At 58.0% G+C, this 26,531-nt stretch carries 23 protein-coding genes; 9 read left to right on the top strand and 14 right to left on the bottom strand.

What is annotated here, in order from left to right; genetic code table 11:
- Window positions 1-32 precede the first annotated feature (32 nt).
- The 6 genes from KDL09_RS07605 to KDL09_RS07580 form a co-directional block, all read right to left on the bottom strand.
- Window positions 33-845: a hypothetical protein gene (locus tag KDL09_RS07605; RefSeq protein WP_294383391.1), complete on the bottom strand. Its 813-nt coding sequence runs from the start codon at window positions 843-845 to the stop codon at window positions 33-35.
- Between the two features lie 248 nt (window positions 846-1,093).
- Window positions 1,094-1,438 (bottom strand): DMT family protein, encoded by a 345-nt coding sequence (locus KDL09_RS07600; RefSeq protein WP_294383384.1) that lies wholly within the window; start codon window positions 1,436-1,438, stop codon window positions 1,094-1,096.
- Between the two features lie 20 nt (window positions 1,439-1,458).
- Window positions 1,459-2,370, bottom strand: a complete 912-nt coding sequence (locus KDL09_RS07595) for a DUF58 domain-containing protein (protein ID WP_294383382.1) — start codon at window positions 2,368-2,370, stop codon at window positions 1,459-1,461.
- 19 nt (window positions 2,371-2,389) lie between these two features.
- Entirely contained in the window at window positions 2,390-3,379 is a 990-nt protein-coding gene (locus tag KDL09_RS07590; RefSeq protein WP_294383380.1) for a MoxR family ATPase, read from the bottom strand.
- Window positions 3,380-3,428: 49 nt separating this feature from the next.
- Complete coding sequence (locus KDL09_RS07585) at window positions 3,429-4,073, bottom strand: L,D-transpeptidase family protein (RefSeq protein WP_294383378.1); 645 nt, start codon at window positions 4,071-4,073, stop codon at window positions 3,429-3,431.
- 8 nt (window positions 4,074-4,081) lie between these two features.
- Entirely contained in the window at window positions 4,082-6,682 is a 2,601-nt protein-coding gene (locus KDL09_RS07580; RefSeq protein WP_294383376.1) for a DNA translocase FtsK, read from the bottom strand.
- Between the two features lie 158 nt (window positions 6,683-6,840).
- Between KDL09_RS07580 and KDL09_RS07575 the strand changes: the two genes are divergently transcribed.
- Entirely contained in the window at window positions 6,841-7,275 is a 435-nt protein-coding gene (locus KDL09_RS07575; RefSeq protein WP_294383375.1) for a c-type cytochrome domain-containing protein, read from the top strand.
- Window positions 7,276-7,341: 66 nt separating this feature from the next.
- On the top strand, window positions 7,342-8,382 hold the full coding sequence (locus tag KDL09_RS07570) for an SAM-dependent methyltransferase (RefSeq protein ID WP_294383373.1): 1,041 nt from the start codon (window positions 7,342-7,344) through the stop codon (window positions 8,380-8,382).
- On the opposite strand, the gene KDL09_RS07565 is transcribed toward KDL09_RS07570, so the two are convergent.
- From KDL09_RS07565 to KDL09_RS07540, 6 genes are all read right to left on the bottom strand, one after another.
- Window positions 8,379-9,428, bottom strand: coding sequence for a fructose-bisphosphatase class II family protein (locus KDL09_RS07565; RefSeq protein ID WP_294383371.1), 1,050 nt, complete (start codon window positions 9,426-9,428; stop codon window positions 8,379-8,381). The two genes, KDL09_RS07570 and KDL09_RS07565, sit on opposite strands and share 4 nt — an antisense overlap.
- Window positions 9,429-9,497: 69 nt before the next feature.
- Window positions 9,498-10,310, bottom strand: coding sequence for a bifunctional DNA-formamidopyrimidine glycosylase/DNA-(apurinic or apyrimidinic site) lyase (gene mutM / locus KDL09_RS07560; protein WP_294383369.1), 813 nt, complete (start codon window positions 10,308-10,310; stop codon window positions 9,498-9,500).
- A 3-nt stretch (window positions 10,311-10,313) separates the two neighbouring features.
- Entirely contained in the window at window positions 10,314-10,754 is a 441-nt protein-coding gene (gene sufU / locus KDL09_RS07555) for a Fe-S cluster assembly sulfur transfer protein SufU (RefSeq protein WP_294383367.1), read from the bottom strand.
- Entirely contained in the window at window positions 10,754-11,971 is a 1,218-nt protein-coding gene (locus KDL09_RS07550; RefSeq protein ID WP_294383365.1) for a cysteine desulfurase, read from the bottom strand. The genes sufU and KDL09_RS07550 overlap by 1 nt, the downstream gene beginning before the upstream one ends.
- An 18-nt stretch (window positions 11,972-11,989) precedes the next feature.
- Window positions 11,990-12,184, bottom strand: a complete 195-nt coding sequence (locus KDL09_RS07545) for a hypothetical protein (RefSeq protein ID WP_294383362.1) — start codon at window positions 12,182-12,184, stop codon at window positions 11,990-11,992.
- Window positions 12,185-12,307: 123 nt separating this feature from the next.
- Window positions 12,308-12,550, bottom strand: coding sequence for a hypothetical protein (locus KDL09_RS07540; protein ID WP_294383360.1), 243 nt, complete (start codon window positions 12,548-12,550; stop codon window positions 12,308-12,310).
- Window positions 12,551-12,683: 133 nt separating this feature from the next.
- Between KDL09_RS07540 and KDL09_RS07535 the strand changes: the two genes are divergently transcribed.
- Window positions 12,684-16,631, top strand: coding sequence for a PVC-type heme-binding CxxCH protein (locus KDL09_RS07535; RefSeq protein WP_294383358.1), 3,948 nt, complete (start codon window positions 12,684-12,686; stop codon window positions 16,629-16,631).
- A gap of 92 nt (window positions 16,632-16,723) precedes the next feature.
- On the opposite strand, the gene dnaA is transcribed toward KDL09_RS07535, so the two are convergent.
- Together dnaA and KDL09_RS07525 are read right to left on the bottom strand one after the other, a co-directional pair.
- On the bottom strand, window positions 16,724-18,157 hold the full coding sequence (gene dnaA / locus KDL09_RS07530; RefSeq protein WP_294383354.1) for a chromosomal replication initiator protein DnaA: 1,434 nt from the start codon (window positions 18,155-18,157) through the stop codon (window positions 16,724-16,726).
- 347 nt (window positions 18,158-18,504) lie between these two features.
- Window positions 18,505-19,548: a DUF3500 domain-containing protein gene (locus tag KDL09_RS07525; protein WP_294383350.1), complete on the bottom strand. Its 1,044-nt coding sequence runs from the start codon at window positions 19,546-19,548 to the stop codon at window positions 18,505-18,507.
- A gap of 190 nt (window positions 19,549-19,738) precedes the next feature.
- Here KDL09_RS07525 and KDL09_RS07520 point away from each other — a divergent pair, with 190 nt between their 5' ends.
- The 6 genes from KDL09_RS07520 to KDL09_RS07495 all read left to right on the top strand — a co-directional run bounded on the left by KDL09_RS07520 (window position 19,739) and on the right by KDL09_RS07495 (window position 26,519).
- A complete protein-coding gene (locus KDL09_RS07520) occupies window positions 19,739-21,397 on the top strand; it encodes an ATPase, T2SS/T4P/T4SS family (RefSeq protein ID WP_345781078.1) in 1,659 nt (552 codons plus the stop codon).
- Between the two features lie 46 nt (window positions 21,398-21,443).
- Window positions 21,444-23,108, top strand: a complete 1,665-nt coding sequence (locus tag KDL09_RS07515) for a GspE/PulE family protein (RefSeq protein WP_294383345.1) — start codon at window positions 21,444-21,446, stop codon at window positions 23,106-23,108.
- A gap of 122 nt (window positions 23,109-23,230) precedes the next feature.
- Window positions 23,231-24,511: a type II secretion system F family protein gene (locus KDL09_RS07510; RefSeq protein WP_294383343.1), complete on the top strand. Its 1,281-nt coding sequence runs from the start codon at window positions 23,231-23,233 to the stop codon at window positions 24,509-24,511.
- Window positions 24,512-24,538: 27 nt separating this feature from the next.
- Window positions 24,539-25,231 carry a type II secretion system protein gene (locus tag KDL09_RS07505; RefSeq protein WP_294383341.1) on the top strand — a complete coding sequence of 231 codons (693 nt, stop codon included), beginning with the start codon at window positions 24,539-24,541 and terminating at the stop codon, window positions 25,229-25,231.
- Between the two features lie 66 nt (window positions 25,232-25,297).
- Complete coding sequence (locus KDL09_RS07500; protein ID WP_294383339.1) at window positions 25,298-25,645, top strand: hypothetical protein; 348 nt, start codon at window positions 25,298-25,300, stop codon at window positions 25,643-25,645.
- A gap of 79 nt (window positions 25,646-25,724) precedes the next feature.
- A complete protein-coding gene (locus tag KDL09_RS07495; RefSeq protein WP_294383336.1) occupies window positions 25,725-26,519 on the top strand; it encodes a hypothetical protein in 795 nt (264 codons plus the stop codon).
- Window positions 26,520-26,531 lie beyond the last annotated feature (12 nt).

Raw genomic sequence — 26,531 nt, 5'->3', positions numbered from 1 at the left:
GACTCAAAAGCGGACAAAGTCCAGCCACAGCTCTAGAACACCAGGTTCCAAAGCCACCTCACGATGCCAGAGGCAACCGACCACCAGCAGCGGGCCACCTCGGCAAATCCGAGCCCTGGCGAAGGTGACGCCGCCAAGAACAAGGCGATCAGCAAGAAGGCATTGATCAGGAAGATCAGCATCATGGAGAAGAACTCGCCGTTGCGCTTGAGGTCCCCCTGCTCGGCCAGAACGGTTTTCACCGTGTAGGTGGCATGGAAGCACCAGGTCAACCCAACGAGCGCGTATAGAATGCGCATGGGCTTGAGATGCACCGTCCAGCTCCCAATCGACACCGCGTGAGGCTGCTGCATGTCCAGCGCCAGACCGACAATGCCGAAAACAACCATGATGATCAGCGTGTAAAACGGGATCAAGTAGGGGGCCAGGGTGATCCATGTATTCGATTTATCGGTCTCCACATAGCCCCCCTGCGCGCTGACCTTCCAATCGAAGATGTGTCCGCCGAACAGGCGTGCTGTGACCAGATGACTGAATTCGTGGCCAAACACATAGGCCGTCACCGGCCGCAGGCCGGACAAATACGCCGCCGCCCACAACACCCCGCCGAAGCTGAAAAAGACGAACTCCTCGGAGCGCAGGAAGTCCATGCGTGTAACAGCCCGCCAGAGCATCATGATCAGGGTGACCGCCGTCACCAGACAGGCCGGAGCGAGCACAGCGCCCCCAATCCAGCGCTTGGCGAGGAGAAGGAAGCGGTCCCTGTGGACGTCCCGCCGGTTGTTGATCCCGGCGGGGCGGTTTCGGGTCTCATGAAGATGTCTGCGCAGGTTCGCGGTGGACATGGGAATAATGGGTTATTTAACCTTTGTTAAACATCTTCACAATTCAAAATGTGAATATGTGAACAAGTTGCGTCCTCATTTCCCCCACAATCCCCAGCAAACTGCCAGGCTCGTCAGCACTCCAAAACCGATACCGATCGCCTCCCACGACTCGGGATTGGGCCTGCAGAGGCCAAAGCTCAGCAAGCGAACGGTCCATGATCCGAGATCGCCGAGCCGTTCACCCAAAAAGCTCTCCGTGAAGCGGTTCATTTGCGGAAAATGAAATACACCGCCCCGCCCATGCACAAGCCGGCCCAGAGATAGTCCCACTTGAGCGGCTGCTTCATGTAAAACAGCGCAAACGGCACGAACACCGACAGCGTGATGACTTCCTGGATGATCTTGAGCTGCGGCAGGCTCAGTGCCGCGCTGCCGATGCGGTTGGCCGGCACCTGCAGCAGGTATTCAAAAAACGCGATGCCCCAGCTCACCAGCGCGGCGATGAACCACGGCTTCGCCTTCAAATCGCGCAAATGCGCATACCACGCGAAGGTCATGAAGACATTCGATCCCACCAGGAGTCCGACAGCTTTGATCACAGGCCAGTTCATCACAGTAAAAGCAAGACAGATCACACTCCGCCCGCAAGAGCGGACCCTCGCACAAGCAGATCAAGAAAGCGCTCCTCGAACGCCTCTTCGCTGCTCACCTGCATAAAGTCGATGCGATGACCGGCACACTCGCGAGCGAGGTTTTCGGCAAAGGCGTCGAAGGTCTCGATGTAGCGCTGCACGTCGCGTTTGGTGAGCCAGAAACGGCGGCGCTCACCGGTCTCGACCTCGGTCAGTTCGAGCTCGCCTTCGATTTCAGGCTCACGCTCCTCGGGATGCACGATCTGGAGGAAATGATTCTCGCCTGGCCATGCAGAGACACGGGAGACCGCCTCGGTGGCACTGCCGATCTCGTGACCGAAAAAGTCACTGATGAGGAAGATGACCCCGAAGCGCTGCTTGCTGGGACGGAACTCCTCAAAGCAGCGCTTCATGTTGGTGATGCCATCAAACTTCAGCTTCGTGACGGCCTGAATGACCTTTTCGATGTTCCCCTGTCCGCGCAACGGAGGCAGCTCCTGATGCACGGTTTCGCTCATGGAATAGATGCTCACACGCTGCTGCGCACTGAGTGCCAGATACGCCAGCGCCACGGCGAAGCGCAACGCCTGCCGCCGCTTCTCCGGAAAAGGCTGTGCCATGGACGCGCTGGTGTCGATGAGGATGTGCAGATTGAGTTCCTGCGTCTCCTCGTAGAGACGCACGAAGAGCTTGTCGAGGCGGGCATAGAGCCGCCAGTCGATCGCGCGGTAATCCTCACGCGGCGTGTAGTGACGGTAGTCCTTGAACTCACGCGTGAATCCGGTCGCCGGGGTTGACTGTGCCCCGCGCCGCATCAATTGCCGACGTTTTCTCAACCGCAGAGCCAGAACACGAAGCCGGTCCAAAAAGGAGGCGTCGAATAAATCTTCGCGTTCGAGTGAGTGAGGCATTGGAGCGGACCCGCCAAGGTTATGCCGCCTGCTGCGCCGGAGTTTTCACCTGGTCGAGCAGTTTGGTGATGATGTCGTCCACCTTGATCTGCCCGGCCTCGCCTTCGAAGTTGAGAATGATGCGGTGGCGAAGTGAGACGTGGGCGATGGCTCGGATGTCGTCGGTGGAGACGGCCGTAGCTCCCTGAATCGCGGCCCAAACACGAGCGCCACGAATCAACGCCTGCAATCCACGAGGACTCGCCCCGTAAGACACATAGCGCTTCACCTCAGGAAGCGCATCGGGCTGCTCCGGATGGCTGCTCAGGACCAGACGCGAAGCGTAGTGGGCCACGGGATCAGCCACGGGCATCTGCGCCAGCGTCTGCTGCCATTCGATCAGCTTTGCTCCGTCGGTCATGGTCGCCAGCTGCGGTTCTTTAAAACCTGTCGTGCGCCGGGAGATTTCGACGAGTGAATCGAGATCGGGAAACGGCACCTTGATCTTGAACATGAAGCGGTCGAGCTGCGCCTCGGGCAGCGGGTAGGTGCCCTCCATTTCCATCGGGTTCTGCGTCGCGAGCACCAAAAATGGCTCCGGGACGGGATGTCGTTCCCCTCCTGTGGTGACACAGCGTTCCTGCATGACTTCGAGGAGAGCAGCCTGGGTCTTCGGAGTGGCACGATTGATTTCATCGACCAGCAACAGGTTCTTGAACACCGGTCCTTTTTCGTAGCGAAGCGTGCGGTGGCCCTTTTCGTCCTCCCCGACGATATGCGTGCCCAGAATGTCCGCCGGCATCAAATCCGGCGTGCATTGCACACGTCCCGGCTCGAGACCGACGACCTGAGACAGCGTGCGCACGAGATAGGTCTTGCCGAGCCCGGGAACGCCTTCGAGCAGCACGTGTCCGCCGGAGAAGATGGCCACCAGCACGTCACTCAGGAGTTCATCGTAGCCGACGATGGCTTTTTGCATCTCGGCTTTGAGGTCGGCAAACAGGGTGCGGAAGGCGGCGTGGTCGGGCATGCGGCGATTGTCGCCAGCCGTTGTTGTTGCGCAAGGTGGTTGTCGCCTTTCAGGCAATCCCCTGCACCAATCGCGGTTCCAACGAGGGATCAAGCCAGGCGAGCACGTGTTGGAGATCGACCTCCTCCATCGCCGTGCAGCCTGCCGTCGGCATGCCCTTCCCCCGCCAGAGATGGAGGAAAATGCAGGAGCCTGCCCCGGGAAGATTCGCCGGATTGTGCGCTACAAGAGCTCCCCAGCGATACAAACCGTCTTCACGGCGCATGAATTCGGTGCTGATCCAGTCCTTCGTCACCTGAGCCGAATCGACGACCTGATTGTAAAACTGTGACTGAGGATCATCTACAGCCACAAGCGACTCCGTGATAGAAATGTAAGGCAGCCTGAATTCAGACACAGACGCATCTCCAAACGCAAATGGCAGACGAAACACGCCCGCGGGACTGCATCCATCGCCCTCGTGCTTGATCGGCAATCCAGCAGGCGGTGCCGTCGCGTGTTCGCCAATTCCCCAAGCGAGGCCGTTCCGCCCGAGAGAAACCGGAATCGTCTCCCCTACTTGCTGCCACTCTTCGAATGAAGTGCGCTCGATCATTCGCAGTTCGGCCATGATGGATTTCTCGTGAGGCGCGATCACGAGCAACACCTGCCGACATGCCTCCGGCAAATCACGCGCAAACAAATCGGGAATCATGACCGCACTCAATCCATCTGGACGAGAATCTCACGCGGCTTCGCACCTTCGCCCGGTCCAATGATACCGCGATCCTCAAGGAGATCGATCATGCGTGCCGCACGACCATATCCAAGACGCAGACGGCGTTGGAGCAGGCTGGTGCTGGCCTTTTTCTCCTGACGAATGACTTCGAGACACTTCTCCAAAACTTCCTCCTCCTCGGCGCTGATGCCGGAGCCCTCTCCGTCCTCATCACCAAAGTCGCCGCTGTCCTCGTCCACCTTGACGTCAAAGACCGGTTTGCCCTGCGCGACACAGTGCTCCACGAGTGCGTGAATTTCATCGTCTGTGACCAGCGCCCCCTGGCTGCGCACAGGCTGCGCTCCACCGGGCGGCACATAGAGCATGTCCCCTTTGCCCACGAGGTTCTCGGCGCCCTTGCGGTCCAATATGACGCGACTGTCGAGCGCAGAAGAAACCTGGAAAGCGATTCGCGTGGGGATATTGGCTTTGATCACGCCCGTAATGACGTCCGCTCGGGGCGTCTGTGTGGCGACGATGAGATGAATCCCAGCTGCGCGCGCCATCTGCGTAATGCGAGCGATGGCCACTTCGATGTCCGCAGGCGCGGTCTGCATCAAGTCCGCGAGCTCATCCACGATGACGACGATGTAAGGCATCGTGTCCGGAATCACCACTTCCTGCTTGCGCGGAGGTGGCGGCTGCGAATCTCCGAGCCAGGTGCCGCTGGCATCGCGAAGCTCGTTTTCGTCTCCGTCCACCGTTCCGACCTCTGCCGTTTTCGGTGCAGCGTCCGCGTCAGATGCCGCTTCTTTGGCGAAGGCGGCTGAGACACGGGCATCATCCACGCCTGCCTTGGTGCCAGGAGCCGCGCCATTACGCGCCGCACGGGCGGCATCCGCCTCAGCCTTACGCTTGCGATTGCGGTTGTTGAAGGCCTCAAAGTTACGACAGCCTTCCTGAGCAAAGATCTGATAGCGATTCTCCATCTCCTTCACCACCCAACGCAGGGCCAGCAGCGCCTTCTTCGGATCGGTCACGACGGGCAGCGCGAGATGAGGCAGCTCTTCGTAGTTCTGCATCTCCACCACCTTCGGATCGATCATGATGAAGCGCAGTTCATCGGGTGCAAAACGACACAGCAGGCTCGTGATGATGCTGTTGATGCAGACCGACTTGCCGGACCCAGTAGCGCCGGCCACCAGAAGATGCGGCATCGCCGCGAGGTCACCAATGATCGTCTTGCCATACACATCCTTGCCAAGAGCCACGGGAAGCTTGGACTTGCCATTGACGAAGACTTCGTCCTCCAGCAGCTCACGCAGCGGAACGATGATTTTCTCCTTGTTCGCGAGTTCGATGCCTACGGTGTCCTTGCCGGGAATCGGCGCGAGAATGTTGATCCGCTCCGCACGCGTCGCACGAGCGATGTCGGCGTCCAGATTCGCAATGCGGCTCACGCGCAAACCGTCCACGGGGCGCACTTCGTAACGCGTGATGGCCGGGCCACGTGTGATGTCGCCGGGCTCCACGCTGATGCCAAAACTGGCGAGCGCCCTGACAATCGTGGCCTGAATGCCGAGAAGCTCCCCTTTGTCTGTCGGCGCACGATTGGTTTCTTCCGGCCACTTCAGCAGATCCATGGAGGGAAGCTTGTAGTCTTTGAAACGGACGGTCAGATTTCCCAGCGACCCATGCGGAGCCTGCTCGATCTTCTGCGCACGTTTCTTTTCCCAGACCTCGGCCAGTTTCGGTTTGTCCGAACGGTCGTCATGCGCCCGTGACACCGACGAATCGATGATCTTGGGCGGAGGCGGGTCAAATTTCAGCGGCAGTTCCAAATTGGTGGATACAGCGGGCGTGTCGCCGCGCAGTTCAGCTCCGCCCTTCTTCTTGCGGCGTAGTTCGGTCGGCACAGGTGTCAGTGTTCCCGGCACCGTGTTCGCGACCTCCTCGGCGAGCTTCTCCTCGATCAGACGCTGGGCCTCACGCTCGGCCTTCCAGCGCGTCAGTTCCGCACGAATGTTGCGGATCACCATCAGCGGGTGCTGCCCCGTCACAAGAAACAGCCCCACCAGATACACAACGGACAGCACCAAGGTTGCTCCGACTTTGCCGAGCAAGTTTTTCAACAAGCCGCCGCCGATCACAAAGCCGAGCCCGCCGGAACCGCCCAACGGCGTGAAGTGATCTCGTTCGCTCAGCAAGTTCTGCACCTCCAGCAACGCTGCACCGCTTATGATCATGATCGCCACCCCCAGCCACGCCGCCCTGGTGATTTTGATCTTGGAATGAAGCTTGCACACGCCGAACCAGGTCATGCTGAACGGCAGCAGGTAGGCCGCAAAGCCCATGAGCCAGAGCATGTGCCCCGCCACCAGCGCGCCCATGCGACCGACAAAGTTGTGGGTCACTTCGCCGGATGACTCCGAAAGCGCCAGGAAGGACCAAGACGGCATGTCACGCGGATCGTAGGAAACCAGCGCGAGCAGCAGCATGGCCGCAACCATCAGGAAGAAGATGCCGAAGACATCATTCCACGGACTTTCCTTCTCGTCCGTGGATCGGGCGCGAGGAGGACGGGCGACAGCAGCAGCTCGGCTCATGGCAATAAGATGGGATTCTGGCAGACGAAATTATTTAAGGCCACCAAAATATTTAACTTGCCTCACTTTTCTGTCTCGGCTTCGATCCTCCTCGGGATGCAACTTGACCGGGAAACTCCCGCGAACATCTTCACCTGCACCCCCGTCCCACCAAACCCATGAAAAACACACTCGCACTCACCATCGCCGCCGCGCTCGCCCTCGGTGTCTCCGTCACTTCCACGACCCGCGCTCAGGACGCTGGCAAAGTGGACTTTGAAAAGCAGGTTCTTCCCATCTTGAAGGAAAGCTGCTTCAAGTGCCATGAGAAGGAGCACGAAGACAACGGCAAAATTAAGAAGCCCAAGGGAGGTCTTCGTCTCGATGGCGCCGCTGTCATCATGAAGGGTGGCAAGGAATACCCCGAGGAAAACGTCGTGGCTGGCAAGCCGGACGCAAGCTGGTTGGTGAAGACGATGACCCTGCCCGATTCCGACGACATGGCCATGCCTCCTGAAGGCAAAGGCGACCGCATCAGCCCTGAAAACATCGCGCTGATCAAGAAGTGGATCACCGAAGGCGCCAGCTTCGGAGCATGGAAAGGCGTCGAGTAATTTCTCGAAACAACATCTCACCACGGAGGGCGGAGCTTTGGCTCCGCCTTTCTTTTTCTCACCCACATGAACTCCCCCTTCCGCTTCACCACCTGCCGGGCCGGATCTGAAGCCGCGCTCAAGCGCGACATCGCCAGCCACTTTGCCGGCGAACTGGTGCCGGCGTTCATGAAGCCGCAGTTCATTACCTGGAAGGTCCGGCGTTCCGACTTTGTCCCGCCGCGCACCCTCAGTCACTTCGCCCGAGTAAGCGGCATCTCCTTGGGCTTGTGCAAAACAATCGCCGAACTCACTGATCACGCCCGCAAACTTCCTTCAGGCCCGGTTCGTCTTCATGTGTTCCCGCGAGACACGCCCGAAGACGGGGTCCACGCCGACACCTGGCAGCGCATCGATCCTCTGGAGACTGAAATCACCCGCGAACTCCAGCAGGCTGGCGTCCAACTCGAAACCCGGCTACCTTATGCTCACGGCGATTGGATTCTTGATGTCATCGTCGGCGAAACCGACGGCGAACCGCTCTTTCTCGGCTGTCACGAGCATCATGCAGGCATGCACACCCATCCCGGCGGTCTGCCGCGCATCACTTTGCCCGAGGACGTTCCGTCGCGTGCCTGGCTCAAACTCGAACAGGCACTCGCATGGCGCGGATGGGACCAGATGGATCTGCGTGGGCAAACCGCCCTCGATCTCGGCTGCGCTCCCGGTGGCGCCACCTATGCGCTGCTCCAGCGCGGCATGAACGTCCTCGGCGTTGATACAGGCGACATGGATCCTCGGATTCTTGAACTGGCCAAATCGAAAGCAGTCAGGTTCGAGCATTGGCGCACTGCGGCGGGCCGTCTCAATCTCACCGCCTTACCGAGGGACATCGACCTGCTGCTCTGCGACATCAATCTCGCTCCTCCCGAAGTGCTTCCTCAGGTCAGGCGCATCCAGGATGCGGTTCAGGCGCGACGCTTGATTCTCACGGTCAAACTGAACACCCCCGCCCTCGAGGATCGCGCGCACGAGTTCATTGAAGCCATTCGCGAATGGGCTCCAGCCCCCGTGTTTGCCACGCAACTCGCGGCAAATCGCCGGGAGATCTGTGTCTGCGCGGGCTAAGCCCTGAGCGGCACCACCTTGCGGTCCAGATCATGCACCGCGTGGATACGGCGGACGGTTCCACTGCGGGACCGCATCAGGATCGAATGGGTTTCAACGCGATGACCGACAAGCCGGCAACCGGGCAGCAGCGGGCTGTCGCTGATGCCGGTGGCGCAGAACAGCGCGCTTTCTCCCACGATGAGTTCATGAACGCGGAAGACCTGATTCATCTCGGCAACGGATGTTTGAGCGGCCACTTCGGCGCGGTGTGCTTCATCGTGAAACCACATGCGCAACTGCATGTCACCGCCGAGGCACTTCAACGCTGCGGCGGCGAGAATGCCCTCCGGAGATCCTCCTATGCCCACATAGAGGTCACATGTGGACTCTGGCATCGAAGGAGCCACGGCGGCGGCGATGTCGCCATCCGTCACCATTCGCAGAGCCGCTCCTGAGCGGCGGATCTGCTCCACGATGTCCTGATGACGAGGGCGGTCCATGGTGGAAACAACCAAATCCCGTTCTCGTTTGCCCAAAGCCTCGGCTACAAAGGTGATCACCTCCTGAAGCGGCATGTCCAGAAAGCAGCGGTCCCCCCTGCCCTCCAGCGCCTTCTTCACCGCAGGACCGTAGGCGATCTTGTGGCTGTAAAAGCTCGGGATGCTCTTCATCGCACACGGAGCTCCATCGGGAATCTGCGCGGCGGCGATGACGGAAATGCTGTTGGGCAACCCCTTGGCGATGTTGCTGGTGCCGTCGATGGGGTCGAGCGCAATGTTGAACCGTGGTGACCCGTCGCGCCACGTCCCCAGGTGTTCACCAACGAAAATCCCCGGGGCGTTGTCCTTGATTCCTTCGCCAATCACCACCTCACCGCGAACATCCAGAATATCGAAGACTCCGTAGATGGCGCTGCATGCCGCACCGTCAGCGAGTTCCTTCTCCCCACGCCCCAGCCAATGGATCGCCTGAAGAGCTGCGTTTTCCGTGGCCCGTACGAATTCAAACTCAAGCACACGCTCAAGATCGTAGGCACTGCGAAGGGGAGGAAGGCTGGACGACATGACTGAACCATGATGAATGACAAATGCCCGGCTGACGACCAAAAGAATCGCAGCCTTTCCTATCCGAAATCAACGCTGACACTTCGGACAGAAGAATGTCGAACGTTGACCGAGGACGATTCGTTTGATCTTCGCGCCGCAGACGCGGCACGGTTCGCCTTCGCGGTCGTAAACGCGCAGGGTCTGTGCAAAGTAGCCGGGCTCGCCGCTTTCATTCACAAAGTCACGCAAGGTGGTGCCCCCCATATTGATGGAAGCAGCCAGCACCTCACGGATGGCCTTCACCAGTTTCTCGAGCTTCGGTTTCGTCACCTTCCCGGCAGGTTTGCGCGGATCGATGCCGGCCATGAAGAGCGCCTCGCTGGCATAGATGTTCCCGACGCCGACCACAACATGCGCGTCCATGATGACCAGCTTGATCGCCGCCGTTTTGCCTTTGCAGGCCGCATGCAGGTGAGATGCGGAGAATTCGCTCCCCAAGGGTTCCGGTCCAAGGTCTTTGAGCAGCGGATGCAGCAAGGGATTACCCTCAATCCACAAAGCAGCTCCGAAACGACGTGGATCATGCAGACGAAGCTGCCTGCCAGTTTCGAGCGTGATCGCCAGATGATCGTGCTTCTTGAACGGCACATCAGGAGACAGCACCCGCAGGTTCCCTGACATTCCCAGGTGAATCAGGAGCGTGCCCTTCTCCGTGCCAAAGAGCATGTATTTCGCCCTCCGACTGCCCGAGTCGATACGGCAGCCCTCCAACTCATGAATCGCATCCGGCACCGGCCAACGCAGTCGTTTGTCCCGCACGATCACTTCCCGCACGCGCTTGCCGATCACATACGGCGAGACGCCGCGCAGCGTGGTTTCGACCTCCGGCAACTCGGGCATGGCCTACTTGCCTTCGAGTGCCTGTTCCACGGCGCGCCACGCCAGCATGGCACACTTCACACGTTGCGGGAATTTTTGCACCCCTTCGAGGAGGATCAGTTCTCCGAGGGCATCTTCGTCGGCCGGGGCGCCATCGCCCATGACCACGCGGCGAAAATCTTCACGAATGGCCTCCGCCTCGGCCTTTGACTTGCCTTTGATCTTTTGCGTCATCATCGAGGCGCTCGCCTGGCTGATGGCACAACCCTGGCCGGTGAACTTCAAATCCTCAATCTGTCCGTCCTCGGTCAGACGCAGATAAACGTCGATCTCGTCACCGCAGGAAGGGTTGTCTCCATGGGCGTGCAGGCACGGAGGCGGAATTTCGCCGTGATTACGCGGATTCCGGGAGTGATCGAGGATCACTTGCTGGTAAAGATCACGAAGTTCGTCGGAAAGGGGCATTAGGTGAAGAAGGCACGTGCGGCAAACAGTACTTCGACGAGTCGATTGATCTCCTCAAGCGTGTTGTAGAAGTAAAAGCTCGCGCGTGTGGTCCCGGGCACCTTGAATCGCTTCATCAGCGGCTGCGTGCAGTGATGACCACCACGCATGGCGATGCCATGGCTGTTGGCGAACTCGACGAGATCATGCGGATGGGCAAAATCGAGATGGAAGGCGACGAGAGAACCCCGATGACCTGATTGCGGCCCCAGAATCCGAATACCAGGAACCTCGCTCATGCGCTGCACGGCGTAGTTGGCGAGGTTGTGGTCGTGACGCTGGATGTTCTCGAGCCCGATTCCCTCAAGGTAATCGATCGCAGCAGCGAGACCGATGACGCCGGCAATGTTGGGGGTGCCCGCTTCAAATCGATGCGGCGGCGGCTTGTAGCTGCTGGTCTCGAACGAAACAGAGAGAATCATCTCTCCGCCTCCGTGCCAGGGCGGCATGGTCTCCAGGAGCGCCATGCGGCCATACAACACACCAATCCCGGTGGGACCGCACATTTTGTGGCCCGAAAGCACGAAGAAATCGCAGCCGAGATCCTGCACATCGATGGGCATATGGCCGGCACTTTGGGCACCGTCCACCAGCGTCACAACCCCCACCGCCTTTGCTCTGGCGCAAAGCTCGCGAGCGGGATTGATCGTGCCGAGGGAGTTCGAGATGTGGACGAAAGCAAAGAGCTTCACCTGCTCGGTAAGCAGGGTGTCGATGGCTTCATTGTCCAGCGTGCCGTCGTCGAGCACCGGAATGTGCTTCAAAACCGCGCCTGTTCGCTGCGCAAGCAACTGCCACGGGACGAGGTTGCTGTGATGCTCCATTCCAGTGACGAGAATGACATCGCCTTGGCGGAGGTTCTGTGTCCCCCAGGTGTTCGCAACGAGGTTGATCCCTTCGGTCGTCCCCCGCGTGAAGATAATTTCATTTTCGGAGGCGGCACCGATGAAGTGAGCTGCCTTCTTCCGGGCCACTTCAAAGGCATCTGTCGCCCGGGCGCTCAACTCGTGCAGAGCCCGATGCACATTGGAATTGTCCCTCTCGTAATAGTGGGACAGGGCCTGAATGACCGTGCGCGGCTTCTGGCTCGTGGCAGCGCTGTCCAGATAGACCAGAGGATGCCCCTGAACCTGCTGGTCGAGAATTGGGAAATCGGAACGGATGCGATGCCAGTCCATGATCTAGGACCCCGGCAACTAGCGTGCCGCCATGCTCTGACGAGGCGCGACAGCAGCAGGCATTTGACCGGCGTAAATGCCACGACCTTCCACCTGGCGGGCACGATCCTGAATGGATGCGGGCTTGCCATCTGTCGGAAGTTCGTTCTCGGCCAGATAGCCAAGCAGCGCCGACGCGGTCTGATCCATCATCCTCACCGGATAGCTGTTCATGAGTCCTCCAAGAGTCCCGCAACTGGTCAGGCAGACGGAAAGCGATACAAGGGTGGCAAGTCGGAAGAATTTCATTGAGGGTGTTTTTATCATGCGGGGAAAAACCTGTAAACAACAAGATGTTCAGCGTTTGAGAGCCAGTTTGGCCCCCGAAGCGGTCTCCATCGGCTGCGTGCCATGGACACCTTTGTCGTTCACCTGCTGCCCTCTGAGTTCGAGGGGCTTGTCTCTGTCGCTCCCTGCACCCTGTTCATCTGCGAAGAACAAGGCGTAAGGCGCCAGTCTCAACGCCGTGTTGATCAGCCCGCAGTTGCTGAGCAACACGCAGGCGGCAACGGCGAGAAACAGGCGGGATTTCGAGAGCATTTATCGTGTTTATCACGCCCACACAAAAGAGTAAACATTTTTGATGGAGCCTCCCCCAATGCCTGGCTTGCGCTTTCCGTGGCAAACATTGACCCTGCCACTCCGTATTGCACAGCCCTTCCGACCCAAATCCATGAAGAACCTCTTTTTCCTCCTCGCCGCCCTTACCGTCTCGCTCCAGGCGCAAATCGAGCTGAAAAAAGGCGACTCGATTGCGATCCTCGGCAACGCGCTGCCGGACCGCTCGCAGTATTCAGGCTGGCTGGAGACGATGCTCACCCACGCCAATGCGGACAAGGACCTCACCTTCCGCAATCTGGCGTTTTCCGGCGACGAGGTGCAGACCTGGCACCGAATCGACAACTTCGGCACCCGTGACGAATGGCTCACCAAGGTCAAGGCGGACGTCATTTTCGCCTTTTACGGCTACAACGAGTCGTTCAAGGGCTACGAAGGCATCGACGAGTTCAAAAAGAACCTCGCCAAGTTCATCGACGACGCCAAGGCGCAAAACTACAGCGGCAAAGGGGCGCCGCGCATCGTGCTGTTCTCGCCCATTGCGTTGCAAAAACTCGCAAACCCAAGCCTGCCGCCGGTGGATGAGAAGAACACGAACATCCAGAACTACGCCGCCGCGATGAACGAAGTCGCCGCAGCCAAGGGCGTGACTTTTGTCGATCTGTTCCAGCCCAGCGCCAAGGGTCTGCCGGAAGGCTCAACGCTCGACGGTCTCTACGTCACCGACAGCGGCGAAAAGGCCATCGCCGAGAGTGCTTTCAAATCGCTGACCGGCCAAAACGCGCCACAGGTGAACGAAAAGCTGCGCCAGGCCATTCGCGACAAGAACTGGGAGTGGCATCAGCGCTACCGCACCGTGGACGGCTACAACGTCTATGGCGGTCGGTCCGGACTCGCCTACGCGGCGGGTGTGGGCGGCTTCAAACAGAACGAGCGTCATCCTGAGAAGCCCTACATTTCGAATTACGAAGTCATGCAGGAGGAAATGGCCCAGCGCGACGTGAAGACCGCCAATCGCGACAAGCGCGTGTGGGCCATCGCCAAAGGCGGCGATCTCGAAGTCAAAGACGACAACCTGCCACCAGTCGAAAAGGTGCCGACCAACATGCCCAATCCCAAGGAGGGCAAGGAGTTCAACAAGGTGCCCATGACCGGGATGACGTTCACGCCCGAAGGACTCGTGGCCTTCCCGGATGCCAAGGAATACCTCAAGAACATCCAACCGGAAAAGGGCCTCAAAATCACCCTCTTTGCGGATGAGAAAATGTTTCCCGAACTCGTGAACCCCGTGCAGATGGCCTGGGACACGAAGGGCCGGCTGTGGGTCGCCGCGTGGCTGAACTACCCTGAGCGCACGCCGACGAGCAGGAAAGGCGACAGCCTGCTCATCTTTGAAGACACCAACGGTGATGGCACGGCGGACAAGATGACCGAATTCGTCGACAACCTGAACTGCCCCACCGGCTTCAACTTCTACAAAGACGGCGTCATCGTCATGCAGTCGCCGAATCTGGTCTATCTCGAGGACACCGATGGCGACGGCAAAGCCGACAAGCGCACCATCCTGCTCATGGGCCTCTGCGCTGCGGATTCGCATCACGAAACCAATGCGCTGAGCTACGACTGCGGCGGCGCCTTGTATCCGAGCGATGGTGTCTTCCACCGCACGCAGGTCGAGACGCTTTATGGCCCCGTGCGCAACACCAACGGCTGCATCTACCGCTTTGATCTCAACAGCCGCAAACTGGAGCGTTTCACCACCGACGCGACCGTGAACCCGCACGGGAAAATCTGGGATCGCTGGGGTAATGCCTATTTCACCGACGCCACAGGCAACGTGAACACCTTCGCCGAAGCCTCATCATGCTACCTGCCGAGCGAAGGCGGCGGCAGCGCGAAACTCAAGGAGTTCTGGAAGCGCCCCGCACGCCCCAGCCCGGGCAACAACATGATCTCCAGCCGCCATTTCCCCGACGACTGGCAGAACAACTTTCTCAACACCAACGTCATCAGCTTCCAGGGCATCTGGCGCGTGCCGCTCACCCCTGACGGCGCCGGCATGAAAGGCGACACGGAATTCGAACTCGTCAAAGCGGACCCGGCCGTTTATCCAACCTTCCGCCCCAGCGCTGTGAGCGTCGGCCCGGATGGCGCGCTCTATTTCTGCGACTGGGCGAATGCGATCATCGGTCACATGCAGCACCACCTGCGTGATCCCAACCGCGACCACGGTCACGGTCGCATCTACAAGCTCACTTACGAAGGCCGCGAACTGCTCAAGCCGGTCAAAATCCACGGCGAAAGCATCGAGAACCTCCTCGAAAACCTCAAGGTGTGGGAAGACAACGTCCGCATGCGTTCGAAGATCGAACTGGCGAAGCACGATCCCGCCAAGGTGGAAGCCGCCGTCGAAGCCTGGGTCGCGAAGCTCGACAAGAACGACAAGGAGTACGAACACCACCGCCTCGAGGCCCTTTGGGTTCATCAATGGATCGACATCGTCGATGTAGATCTGTTGAAGCAGGTGCTGGCCTCTCCTGAGCCTCGTGCCCGTGCCGCCGCCACGCGCGTGCTTTGCTACTGGAAGGATCGCGTTCCCGGTGCGCTCGATCTGCTCAAAGCGGCCGTGAATGACGAGGCCATGCCCGTCCGCATGCACGCTGTTCGTGCTCTTAGTTTCTACCAACCAACAGAAGACGCGGCGAAGGCCCTCGAAATCGCCTACGACGCACTCAAGCAACCCACGGATTACTACATCGACCACGTCTTTGGCGAATGCCGCAAAGGTCTGCAGTCCGTTCTCAAGACCAAGGTGCTGCCCAAAGACCCCGCTGCGCTCGCGGAGTTCATCGCGAAGACCACCGACGCCGATCTCAAAGACCTGCCCGATCTCGAACCCGTGCTCGTAGAAAAGCTCACACGCCCAAAACTTCCCGCCGATGTCCGCGCCAAAGCTCTCGAAGAACTCGCCAAGATCACCGGCGACGATGTTCCCGTCGTTCTCGTCAACATGCTCAAGCGCATCGAAGCTGCCGGCGGCAGCCTGAACTCAACAGCCGACGACCTAGGCAAACTCCTGCTCGTACAATCACCCGGCATGCTCGCCCGCCATGGCACGCTCATCAAGACGTTGGCCAAAGACGCGAAACAAGCCCCCGTCAAACGCGCCTGCTACGCCGCTTACATTGTCGGCGACAAGACACCCGACAATCTCTGGAAGGCCACCACCGACGACGGCGAGCGCAACGACATCATCGAGTCCATCGCCCTCATCCCCGCGAACGAAGCCGCGTTGCGCGCCAAGTTCCAGCCTCACCTCACCGCTCTGCTCAACGATGGCAAAACGACCGGCGCGCGTCTCCGCGCCGTCCTCACCGCCCTGCCCCTCATGGGTGCCGACAACGCCGCGGCGAATTTCAAAATCGTTGCCCAGCACGTCATCGACGGCAAAGAACGCAACGCCGCCGCCAAAGCGCTGATGAAATTCCCGAAAGCCAATTGGGACAGCACGCTCGCCAAACCCATCACCGATTCCGTTCTCGCCTACGGCAAAACCGTCAAGCCGCAGGACCGCAGCAAGCCCGAGTATGTCGAGATCATCTCTGCCGCCAAGGAAATGGCCGCGCAGCAGGGCGATGCCGGCAAGCCCGTGCTCACCGAGCTCAAATCGATCAGCGTGGACGTCTTCGTTGTGCACACCGTCCACGAGCAACTCCGCTTCGACACCACGAGGATCGAGGTCACCGCTGGCAAGCAGTTTGAAATCATCTTCGAAAACGACGACGTGATGCCGCACAACTTCGCCATCGTCCCGCCCGGCAAGCACATGGAAATCGGCATGGCCGCCATGACCATGACGCCCGACAAGCTCGACAAGCAAGGCCGCGCCTTCATGCCGCCCGCTTTCGAAAAAGAAATCCTCGCCGCCACCAAGCTCCTCGAACCCGGCCAGCGCGAGACCATCAAACTCAAAGCCCCCGGCAAACCCGGCGACTACGAGTTCGTCTGCACCTTCCCCGGCCACGCGGTGCTGATGTGGGGCGTGCTGAGTGTGGGGAAGTGAAGGTTTCTTTCCCCGCTTCACTCAGGGTGGCTGAGTGAAGCGCGGCGGTCCGTTAAATAACCTCCCCCCCTTCGAGACGGCGGGCTTGGGGTTCAGCTTTCCCGGATCTTGCCGGTCAGGGAGTCCAGCGTGCGCTTGAAGTCGTTGGAACCGTTGACGAGGTTGGTCACAACTTTGCAGGCGTGAATAACGGTGCCATGATCCCGTCCGCCGAATTCATCGCCGATCTGCACGAGCGGCAACTTGGTGAGCGTGCGAGTGAGATACATGGCCACCTGGCGTGCTTCAGCGATGTTTTTTGGACGACGTGGACCGGTGAGATCGCTCACACGCAGATCGTAATGCGTGGCGATGATGCGCTGAATGCGATCAACGGTGACCGTCTTTGAGTGATCTTCGTCGATCACATCATGCAGCAGCGCGGCAAGTGCAGACTCAGTAGTGACAGCACCTTCGAGAGAGACGTGCGCGGCGACGCGCATGAGAGCGCCTTCCAACTTACGCACGTTGGCGCGAATGCGCTGCGCCATGTAATCGAGGATCCACGGATCGAGCGAAACATTAAAGTCACTCTGCTTGCGGCGCAGAATGGCGATACGCGTTTCAAAATCAGGCACTTGAATCTGTGTCGCCAGCCCCCACTCGAAGCGTGAGACGAGGCGGCTTTCGAGATTCTTGATCTCACTCGGCGGGCGATCGCTGGCGAGAACGATCTGCTTAGCGTTGTTGAAGAGCTCGTTGAAGGTGTGAAAGAACTCCTCCTGCGTGCTGTCCTTGCCTTCGAAGAAATGCACGTCATCGATGAGCAGGACGTCCACCTTGCGATACTTCTGCCTGAATTGGCTGAAGGTTTGCCGTTTGATGGCATCCACAAACTCATTCGTGAACTGCTCTGAGGTAACGTAACGCACATTCGCGCGTGGTTTGCGTGCCAGCACTTCCTGGCCGATGGCCTGCATGAGATGCGTCTTGCCGAGTCCCGTAGGACCATAGAAGAAGAGCGGGTTGTAGATGCGGCCCGGCTTTTCGGCCACTGCGCGAGCAACGGCGACGGAATAGCTGCTGTTGGTACCAATGACGTAGCTGTCGAAATTGAACTTGGCGTTCAACCCCGCCTCACTGAAAAAGCGGATCGGCGCTTGGTCGGCAGCGTTGACACGCGCTGCCTTCAATTCCGGCAGCGGCGCAAACGACACCGGCGCAGACTCCGTGGCGACATGAAACTCAATGACGGATGGCTCGCCCGTCACCTCTGCCACAGCATCAGCAACAGCCCCGGTGTGATTACTCTCGATCCAAAGTTGATGAATGGGATTGGGAACGGTGATGATGAACCGGCCGTCATCAGCCAGACGCCCCGATGTGCCGCTGAAGCAGCGCTGAAAATTGTCACCACCAAGGCGCTTTACCAACACTTCGCACACCTGATCCCAAACAGTGGAAACGGGCGTGAACAATTCCGCGGGCGCATGAGAGGCTGATCCATTGAGGGAAGTTTGATTCGTGATTTCATCGTTACGCGCCATGATGAGTTTTCTCCGGGGAGTGAGGTCGGGATTGGTTGGGAAGTTGGATCACAAGAGATTCAAATGGTCACATCAGAGAGACCAATGAATATCTTTTAAAATGATGGCGCTTTGTATGTCGAAATTGGCACATGTAACAAGCTCTTCTTCGATATATTTTTTGAATTTTCCATGCAGACGGATGAAACATTCAAAATTTATTTGCGATCAGTTGTGAAGATCTGCGCAAAGTGAAGCGAACAAGCTGTGAACAGCATGCGAATAGCTGTGCGCAACTAAATTCAGGCACGTGAAATGCTTGCTGCTACAGACAAGCCATCTCGCATCCGTTGATGCAGGCGTTCAGATCAATGCGCCTGCTTCAAATGTTCACCGAGCAGATCGCGTCCGAAGTCTCCGTCAAAGCTCCGCCAAACGCTGTGAACGTGGTTGGCATCATTCTGAGTGTTGTCATACTCAAGGAGGAAGGTCTTTCCCTGAACGCGATAGTAATGAGGCTCGCCACGCTCGCGTCCACCAGCCCACGCAAAGTACACCGTGCCGCTGTTCTTTATCTCCTCACGGGCCGCTTCGGCGATCTCAGGACGAAGACGATCAATGTATTCAGCGATGAGCCGTGCAAGCATGCCCTTCTGCTTCTCATTGAGCTCGGAATCTGCGAGTCCCGCAGGAGAAAGCGGATTTACTTTGTGCTCAGCGGCGGTGATCATTTCTTTCGGGGCTTCAGTGGCGACAAACGCCGCCTTGAACTGCTCCGGCGTGAGCGACTTGACCAGTTCACGTCCCAGCTCTTCCTCCACGGCCAGAACCCTTAGGCCAGTAAGCGGCCCCTGACGAATCTCGCCTGGATTGGATCCCATGAAAGAAGGAGTGGCGCGCAGCATCTGGCCGTCCTTGATGGTGAAATTGAGCGAGAGGTGATGCCCTTCGACCCGCCATCCCCAGGTTCCTTTGTCGGCAGGTTCACCGAAGATGGAGAAGAAGTACTTTTCCGGATCACGCTTTTCCCGGGTAGCCGCGCGCTTTAACTCTTCAGCACCCTCTATTTGATAGAGCACTTCTTCCAAGCTCATGATCGTCACCGCCTTGGCGGAACCGCGGAAGCTGAGTCCGGTGTTTAATAGAGCATGAGCGAGGAGACGCTGCTGTGGCGACATCTCCTTCATTGGCAGCCCTTTGCGTTCGCGCGGAATGAAGTGCCAGTTTTCACGCTCTTCACTTCCGAATTCAAAACTGGCCTTGGACTTCTGTTCAGCAGAAAGCGCCGAAAGGAACACGTTGGCAATGGCGGACATCTGCGTGCCTGCGTCATGAGCCTCGCAGGGGGTGACGCTCGAGAGAGCAAGGCAGAGGCTGAAGAAAGGAGCGGCGAGGCGTTGAGCGGGAGACATGGTGGTGAATCGTCGTTTTTAGATGGCGGGGCAAGTCGAACGCCACCCGAAACAACAGTTTGTCATTCATTGTGATCATTTTTTGCATTGCTCACGCCGAGACGTTGACACTTTCCTGCGCGAGGTTGTAGTCTCGTTATTATCGCAAAATTCCGACCGCACTTCCCACCCGCCAAGCAGATACGATTTCATGTACTCGAATGAAACATACCTCCTCGAACAGCTCCAGGAATCCGGACTGCTGACCGAACGCGATATCCAGCAGGCCAAAGCCGGCCTGAAACCAGGAGAGAGCATCATCGAGTTGCTGATCAAAACAGGAACCGTCTCGGATGAGCAAATCGCACAGATGGTGGCGGTGAGTTCCGGCATGGAGTACGTCGATTTGCATGGCTTCGAACCGCATGCCGGTCTGAAAGCCCTGATCTCTCTGGAAGTGGCGTTGAAATACAAGATCGCGCCATTGGGAACGAATCAGAACTCCCTGCAGATCGTGGTGGCGGACCCGTACGATTTCGAAACCCTGGATGCGCTTCCCCACGTCCTGCAGCCGGACATTGAATACTACTGCTCCACTCCTTCGCTGATCAAGACGCTCCAGGCCAATATTTATGGCAATGAAGCAGTGATGGGCGTGCCGAAGGCCAAAAACATGGACGGCACGGTCACCGACGAAGATGCGCCCATTATCAAATTGGTGACAAACATGCTGATGGAGGCTTTCAAAAACAAGGCCTCCGATATTCACGTCGAACCCTTGGAAAAAGACATCCGCATCCGGTACCGCATGGACGGTGTGCTTGTCGATGTGGAGCATCACCCTAAACGCCTTCATTCAGCTATCATCGGCCGCCTCAAGATCATGACCGGGACGATGCAGTTGGATGAAAAGCGAATCCCGCAGGACGGACGCATCCAGATGTCCTACAACGAGAAGGAGATCGACATGCGTGTGTCGATTATTCCGACAAACAACGGCGAAAGCGTCGTCATGCGCGTGCTCGACAAGAGCAGCCTCAAACTTGGCCTGGTCGATCTGGGCTTCCTGAGTGATGACCAGGCTGCATTCGAACAGCTTATCACTCTTCCTGACGGCATCATTCTGGTTACAGGCCCCACAGGTTCAGGCAAAACCACCACTCTGTACGCCTGTCTCAATTTCATCAACCGTCCCGACCGCAAGATCATCACAGTAGAGGATCCGGTCGAATATGAACTGGCCGGCATCAATCAGGTCATGGTGAAGGAAGATGTCGGGATGACGTTCGCCGCCGCCCTTCGCGCCATGCTTCGTCAGGCGCCCAACATTATCATGCTGGGAGAAATTCGTGACCTTGAGACCGCTTCAATCGCCATTCAGGCATCGCTTACAGGCCACTTGGTCTTTAGTACACTTCACACAAATGATGCTCCGAGCGCAGTTGCACGTCTCAGCGACATCGGCGTCAAACCCTTCCTCACCGCATCCGCGGTTCGGGCGATTGAAGCCCAACGCCTTGTGCGCAAACTATGCGCCGATTGCAAGTCTCCGACCAGCCTCAGCGACCGTGAACTGCGTGCTTTGGGGTTGGAAGCATCCCAGGTGCTCGGCGCAACGATCAATGGTCCCAACGGCTGCTCCAAATGCCGTCAGGGAGGATACCGGGGCCGCATGTCCCTCGTCGAGATTTTCAAAGTGGACGACGAGGTCCGCAGCATGATCAATCAGCAACTCACCACGCCTCAGCTCCGTAAGCGAGCACGCGAACTGGGCATGCGCACTCTTCGTGAAGACGGCATTCGCAAGGTTCTTGCCGGTATGACCACCGCAGAAGAGGTCATCGAAGCCACCATGGCGGACGCCGATTAAGTTTCTCCACCTGGCATCTCAACGAATTTCATTTTTACAGACGACTATGACACCTCAGAATGTGGTAGAAATGCTCGAAAACCGAGGCGTGATCGACAAAGGCCTCGCTTACGATCTCGAGCAGGATGCGGTTCAAAACGGCAAGGACATTGTTCAAGTGCTCCTCGATTACGGTATCTACACGAGCGAAGACGAGTTTTGGGCCCAAGTGGCGGATGAACTGGGCGCGGATCATTTTGATCTCACCGACTTCGAACCACCTCCGTCAGTTATCGCGCTGATCCCTGCTGGAATGGCACGACTTTATGGTGCCTTCCCAATCACCTTGGATGGACAGGGGTTGCACGTTGCCTTCACCGATCCCCTCAATCCTCAACTTGCTGAAGACCTGCGTTTCGGGCTGGAAAAAACGATCGTACCGGTCGTCGCACGCCGCAGCCAGGTGCTGAACCTGATCGAAAAGCACTACGGCAGTGGTGCACCAAGCATTGATGAGATCTTTGGGCAGCTCGGCAAAGGGGGAAAAGAAGGCGGTTCGCCAGAGGCAGAGGCAAACTCCGCCCCGATCGTAAAGTTCGTCGATCTGGTGATGCATCAGGCCATCAAGGAACGTGCGAGCGACATTCACTTCGAACCCTTCGAACGTGAATTCAAAATCCGTTACCGAGTGGATGGTGCCTTGTATGAGATGGCACCGCCTCCGATTCACCTGGCCACGTCGATCATTTCCCGCATCAAAGTCATGGCCAACATGAACATCGCCGAGAAGCGTATTCCGCAGGACGGTCGTATCATGACTACGGTGGGGGGCAAACCGGTCGACATGCGTGTGAATTCCCTCCCCACCCAGCATGGAGAGTCGGTGGTGCTTCGTGTTCTGGACCGTTCGTCGGTCAATCTCGACCTCGAAGTGCTCGGCATGCAGCCTTTCCTGTTTGATTACATCGTCGAGACGATTCACAAGCCCAACGGCATTTTCATCGTCACCGGACCAACCGGGGCCGGAAAGACCACCACACTCTACGCCTGCCTGCGCCGGATCAACACGATCGACGCCAAGCTGCTGACAGCCGAAGATCCGGTGGAATACGAACTCGACGGTGTCATGCAGGTGCCGATCAATGACGCCGTAGGACTGACCTTTGCCAAGGCCCTCCGCTCCTTCCTCCGACAGGACCCCGACCGCATCATGGTGGGAGAGATGCGTGATTTGGAGACTGCCCAGATTGCGATTCAAGCCTCGCTAACGGGACACTTGGTGCTTAGCACGCTGCATACCAACGATTCCGCCGGGGCGGTGACCCGTCTTGTGGATATGGGAGTCGAGCCATTCCTTGTTTCTGCGACGCTCGAGGGAGTCCTTGCCCAACGCCTGCTGCGCACGATCTGCAAAAGTTGCCGTGCTCCGTATGAGCCCAGTCTGCACATCCTCAACCAACTCAACCTGTCCCCCGAGGATCTCGGCGGGAAGCACTTCTACACCGGTGCCGGATGCTCCACCTGCGGCAACAGCGGTTATAAAGGCCGAAAAGGCATCTATGAGCTGCTGGATGTGACCGATCCCATCCGCGAACTCATTACAGGTCGCGCTCCCTCCATCGTGTTGCGTCAGAAGGCCATCGAACTGGGCATGGTGACCCTGCGCGAGGACGGACTACGCAGTATCTATGATGGGGAGACCACCATCGAAGAAGTCTTGAAATACACCTGATCGAGTCTGCGTCGGCCGACAGACATCCATTGAGTGCTCTCCCGCACATTTTTAATGGACAGAATGCCCGCCGCCCCGGTATGCTGAAAATCCCCTGAACCAACGCCTCCTAGACACGCCCTATGCCCAAGTTTCACTACATCGCCCTGGATCAAAACGGACAGGAAACCGCCGGAGACCTAGATGCCGCCTCCGAGGCCGATGCTATCAATCAGCTGCGTCAGGCCGGTCTCTACCCGACCAGTGTCGCGGCCGAAGGCCAGGGCCAGGCTGCCGCCATCAAAAAACGTGCAAAATCAAGCACGAAAGGACGAGCCAAGGTCGTCAAGGTCGGGGCCAACGCCAAGGTCAAGAGCAAGAGCTTGATGATCTTCACACGTCAGCTTGCCACACTGATCGATTCCGGGCTCCCATTGCTCCGCGGCCTCACCGTACTGGGCCGACAGGAGCCCAATCTGGTGATGAAGGGAACGATCAACACGCTTGCGGACAATGTGCAGACCGGCAGCACCTTCTCCGAAAGCCTCCAGCAATACCCGCGGATCTTTAACAAACTGTACATCAACATGGTGAAAGCCGGGGAGCTCGGCGGTGTGCTGGAACTCGTGCTCAACCGACTGGCCGAGTATCAAGAAAAGGCCCAGAAGCTCAAAAACAAGATCGTAGCCGCGATGGTGTATCCCATCATCGTCATGTTCATCGCCGCAGCGATCATGGTGTTCCTCATGATGGTCATCGTGCCGCGCTTCGAAGTAATCTTCGAAGACATGCTCGGCAGCAAAGACAAGCTGCCTGAACTGACCAAGTGGGTCATCGGTTTCAGCCGTAACATGTTTGAGTACAAGTGGTACCTCCTGGGCGGCTTGGTGGGGAGCATCGCGGGCTGGCGCATGCTCGCCGCCACCAAAGGAGGTCGCAGGTGGATCGACCGGATGAAACTGAAATTGCCGCTATTCGGTGATGTTCAGCGCAAGACCGCCATCTCACGCTTTACCCGCACCTTGGGAACACTGGTCACCTCCGGCGTACCGATTCTACAAGCGCTGAACATTACCCGTGACACAGCTGGGAACACCATCGTCTCAGACGCCATCAATAAAGTCCATGACGCTGTGAAAGAAGGTGAATCCATGGTCGCGCCACTGGAATCCAGCGGTGTCTTTCCGCCGATGGTGATCTCCATGGTTGACGTGGGTGAGGAGACGGGCCAGCTGCCCGAAATGCTACTGAAGATCGCGGATGTCTATGAGGACGAAGTGGATAATTCAGTTTCCGCACTCACCTCCATGCTTGAACCACTCATGATCGTGGTGCTGGCCCTTGTCGTCGGGGTCATCGTCATGGCTCTCTTCCTTCCGCTCATCGATGTCATCAAGAACCTCAGCGGCGGCGCGGGGGGCTAAGTGCAAACACCCGAACCTTCCAGAATCATGAGATTAACACACTTCAGATTCAACTCACGGGCCTTCACGCTCGTGGAGATGCTGATTGTAATCACCCTGATCGCCATCCTCGCTGCGCTGACCATGGGAGGTTATACCTATGCCATGCGCTCATCCAAACGACGTGTAACTACCGGAACCTTTGAGGCGATCAAACTGGCCCTCGAACGTTACAACACCGAGTTTGGAGAGTATCCTGAAGCGAACGGAACTGGAACAATGGCTCAGTTTCCTCCAGGACTTAATTTCGACACTTCCGGCGCAGCTTGTCTTTATCAAGCTCTCACAGGCGATGGTTATGATCAGATCAAGGGTGTAACTGGTTCAGCCTCTGCCGGAGCCGGGTCTTCCAGCGCACCTGGAGCGTCCGATGGAAAGACTGAGGGAACCGCCGAGATTAAAAACAAGATGCTTGTGGAAATTCCTCAAACTATTTGGACCAAAAAGAATGGCACCTACATCATCATCGACGGTTTTGGACACCCGTTTCAGTATATCAAGGCCGGGGTGACCACTACTCCGGCCGCAGGCGGTGGAGCCGGGGCCACCCCCGAGCCCACCACCATCAACTCCACGTATGACCTCTGGTCATATTCGGAAGACGAGTTGAACACTACAAAAAAGTCGATCGACACCCTGCAGTCCACCAACATTTCGATCAAATGGATCAAAAACTGGTAGGCTGAGTAGCCGTTCGCTATAAAACTCGGGGTTTACTCCACCCAGCCAGCTAAGACTAGGCACAGCATGCCCATCGGCCTCGCCATTGCTTCCATTATCGCCCTGTTCATCAGCTTCTGGGCGCTGAACATAGCCCGCGATCCCCGCGTCTGGCGTCTTTGGTGGATGGACCTGCTCGGGGTGCTTGATGTGGATGCGGATCGCGAGAAAAGGCGTTCTCATGAGACCCAGATGTCCCTCATCTGTTATGTGCTGTTCGTGTTGCTCCTCGCCACCAGTTTGAGCGGTGCATTCTGGACGTTGGACCTCGTGCGGGAGTACAAGCGCGACAAGACCCCTTACGAGCGGGAGATCGAAAGCTCCATTCGTGAGATCGAAAAGGTAAAAAACCAGCCCCAGAGGATCGGTCGCTGAGATCAGAGTCGAGGAGAAGAGGGATTTTGGTTTGCACGCTGCGTGCAACGCTGCGAAGAAACGGCCCCCCTCCAAATCCATGAACCGCCAGGACAACCTTGAAGCACTCTTTCGCAACGGCAAAACCGTCATCCTTCCTATTGACCACGGCTGCGCCATTCCCGTGCCCGGTCTGGAGAATCCCTTCCAACTCATCGACCAGGTCAATGAATTCGTGGATGGTTATGTCATGAACCTCGGCGTGGCCTTGCGTGCGGCGGACAGCCTCGCGGGCAAAGGCATCATCCTTCGAACGGATGTTTATAATACCCGCACCACAGGGGAAGGCGCAGGCAGCATCGGTGTCTTTGGGGTTGAGGAAGCTGAAATGGTCGGTGCTAATGCCGTTATGAACATGCTCTATCCCGGCTCAGCTTATGAGAAGGCCAATTTCCAGGAATGCGCCGACCTCATTCGTCTCAGTCTCGACACGGACATTCCCGTCATCCTCGAGTCTCTTCCCTTCGCCCTTGGGGCTCCGGAGAAATACACCGTGGAGAATGTCAGCTTCGCCGTCCGTCTCGCTGCCGAACTGGGTGCTGATGTCGTGAAGACCCCCTTCCCCACCAACGGCACCGTCGACGACTTTCGCCGCATCGTCGCCCAGAGTTTCGTTCCAGTGATCATCCTCGGTGGAGCGGCCATGGGGGATGATGCCGGCCTGCTCAAGATGGTTGAAGATGCCATGGATGCCGGGGCCGCAGGCATCGCCATCGGCCGCAATGTCTGGCAGCATAAAAATCCTGCAGCCATCGCACGCAGCCTTGCTGCGGTGGTACATGAGGACGTCTCCGCGCTCGAAGCCCTGGCCCTGCTGAAAGAACCAGTGCGTTGATTCTGTTTCGCT

This window comes from Prosthecobacter sp. (assembly GCF_020439865.1).
Taxonomy (GTDB): Bacteria; Verrucomicrobiota; Verrucomicrobiia; order Verrucomicrobiales; family Verrucomicrobiaceae; genus Prosthecobacter.
The sequence above is the reverse complement of the archived record's forward strand: the minus strand, read 5'-3'. Positions and strand labels throughout refer to the sequence as shown.

Excerpts from the sequence above, each read along its gene's own strand:
- KDL09_RS07540 (WP_294383360.1), bottom strand. The coding sequence starts at position 12,550 with ATGCTCTCGAAATCCCGCCTGTTTCTCGCCGTTGCCGCCTGCGTGTTG.
- KDL09_RS07590 (WP_294383380.1), bottom strand. The coding sequence starts at position 3,379 with ATGCCCGACCACGCCGCCTTCCGCACCCTGTTTGCCGACCTCAAAGCC.
- KDL09_RS07510 (WP_294383343.1), top strand. The coding sequence starts at position 23,231 with ATGCCCAAGTTTCACTACATCGCCCTGGATCAAAACGGACAGGAAACC.
- KDL09_RS07505 (WP_294383341.1), top strand. The coding sequence starts at position 24,539 with ATGAGATTAACACACTTCAGATTCAACTCACGGGCCTTCACGCTCGTG.
- KDL09_RS07520 (WP_345781078.1), top strand. The coding sequence starts at position 19,739 with ATGTACTCGAATGAAACATACCTCCTCGAACAGCTCCAGGAATCCGGA.
- KDL09_RS07580 (WP_294383376.1), bottom strand. The coding sequence starts at position 6,682 with ATGAGCCGAGCTGCTGCTGTCGCCCGTCCTCCTCGCGCCCGATCCACG.
- KDL09_RS07575 (WP_294383375.1), top strand. The coding sequence starts at position 6,841 with ATGAAAAACACACTCGCACTCACCATCGCCGCCGCGCTCGCCCTCGGT.
- KDL09_RS07570 (WP_294383373.1), top strand. The coding sequence starts at position 7,342 with ATGAACTCCCCCTTCCGCTTCACCACCTGCCGGGCCGGATCTGAAGCC.
- KDL09_RS07600 (WP_294383384.1), bottom strand. The coding sequence starts at position 1,438 with ATGAACTGGCCTGTGATCAAAGCTGTCGGACTCCTGGTGGGATCGAAT.
- KDL09_RS07500 (WP_294383339.1), top strand. The coding sequence starts at position 25,298 with ATGCCCATCGGCCTCGCCATTGCTTCCATTATCGCCCTGTTCATCAGC.
- KDL09_RS07605 (WP_294383391.1), bottom strand. The coding sequence starts at position 845 with ATGTCCACCGCGAACCTGCGCAGACATCTTCATGAGACCCGAAACCGC.
- KDL09_RS07495 (WP_294383336.1), top strand. The coding sequence starts at position 25,725 with ATGAACCGCCAGGACAACCTTGAAGCACTCTTTCGCAACGGCAAAACC.
- KDL09_RS07595 (WP_294383382.1), bottom strand. The coding sequence starts at position 2,370 with ATGCCTCACTCACTCGAACGCGAAGATTTATTCGACGCCTCCTTTTTG.
- sufU (WP_294383367.1), bottom strand. The coding sequence starts at position 10,754 with ATGCCCCTTTCCGACGAACTTCGTGATCTTTACCAGCAAGTGATCCTC.
- KDL09_RS07525 (WP_294383350.1), bottom strand. The coding sequence starts at position 19,548 with ATGTCTCCCGCTCAACGCCTCGCCGCTCCTTTCTTCAGCCTCTGCCTT.
- KDL09_RS07515 (WP_294383345.1), top strand. The coding sequence starts at position 21,444 with ATGACACCTCAGAATGTGGTAGAAATGCTCGAAAACCGAGGCGTGATC.
- mutM (WP_294383369.1), bottom strand. The coding sequence starts at position 10,310 with ATGCCCGAGTTGCCGGAGGTCGAAACCACGCTGCGCGGCGTCTCGCCG.
- KDL09_RS07565 (WP_294383371.1), bottom strand. The coding sequence starts at position 9,428 with ATGTCGTCCAGCCTTCCTCCCCTTCGCAGTGCCTACGATCTTGAGCGT.
- KDL09_RS07545 (WP_294383362.1), bottom strand. The coding sequence starts at position 12,184 with ATGAACAGCTATCCGGTGAGGATGATGGATCAGACCGCGTCGGCGCTG.
- KDL09_RS07550 (WP_294383365.1), bottom strand. The coding sequence starts at position 11,971 with ATGGACTGGCATCGCATCCGTTCCGATTTCCCAATTCTCGACCAGCAG.
- KDL09_RS07585 (WP_294383378.1), bottom strand. The coding sequence starts at position 4,073 with ATGATTCCCGATTTGTTTGCGCGTGATTTGCCGGAGGCATGTCGGCAG.
- KDL09_RS07535 (WP_294383358.1), top strand. The coding sequence starts at position 12,684 with ATGAAGAACCTCTTTTTCCTCCTCGCCGCCCTTACCGTCTCGCTCCAG.
- dnaA (WP_294383354.1), bottom strand. The coding sequence starts at position 18,157 with ATGGCGCGTAACGATGAAATCACGAATCAAACTTCCCTCAATGGATCA.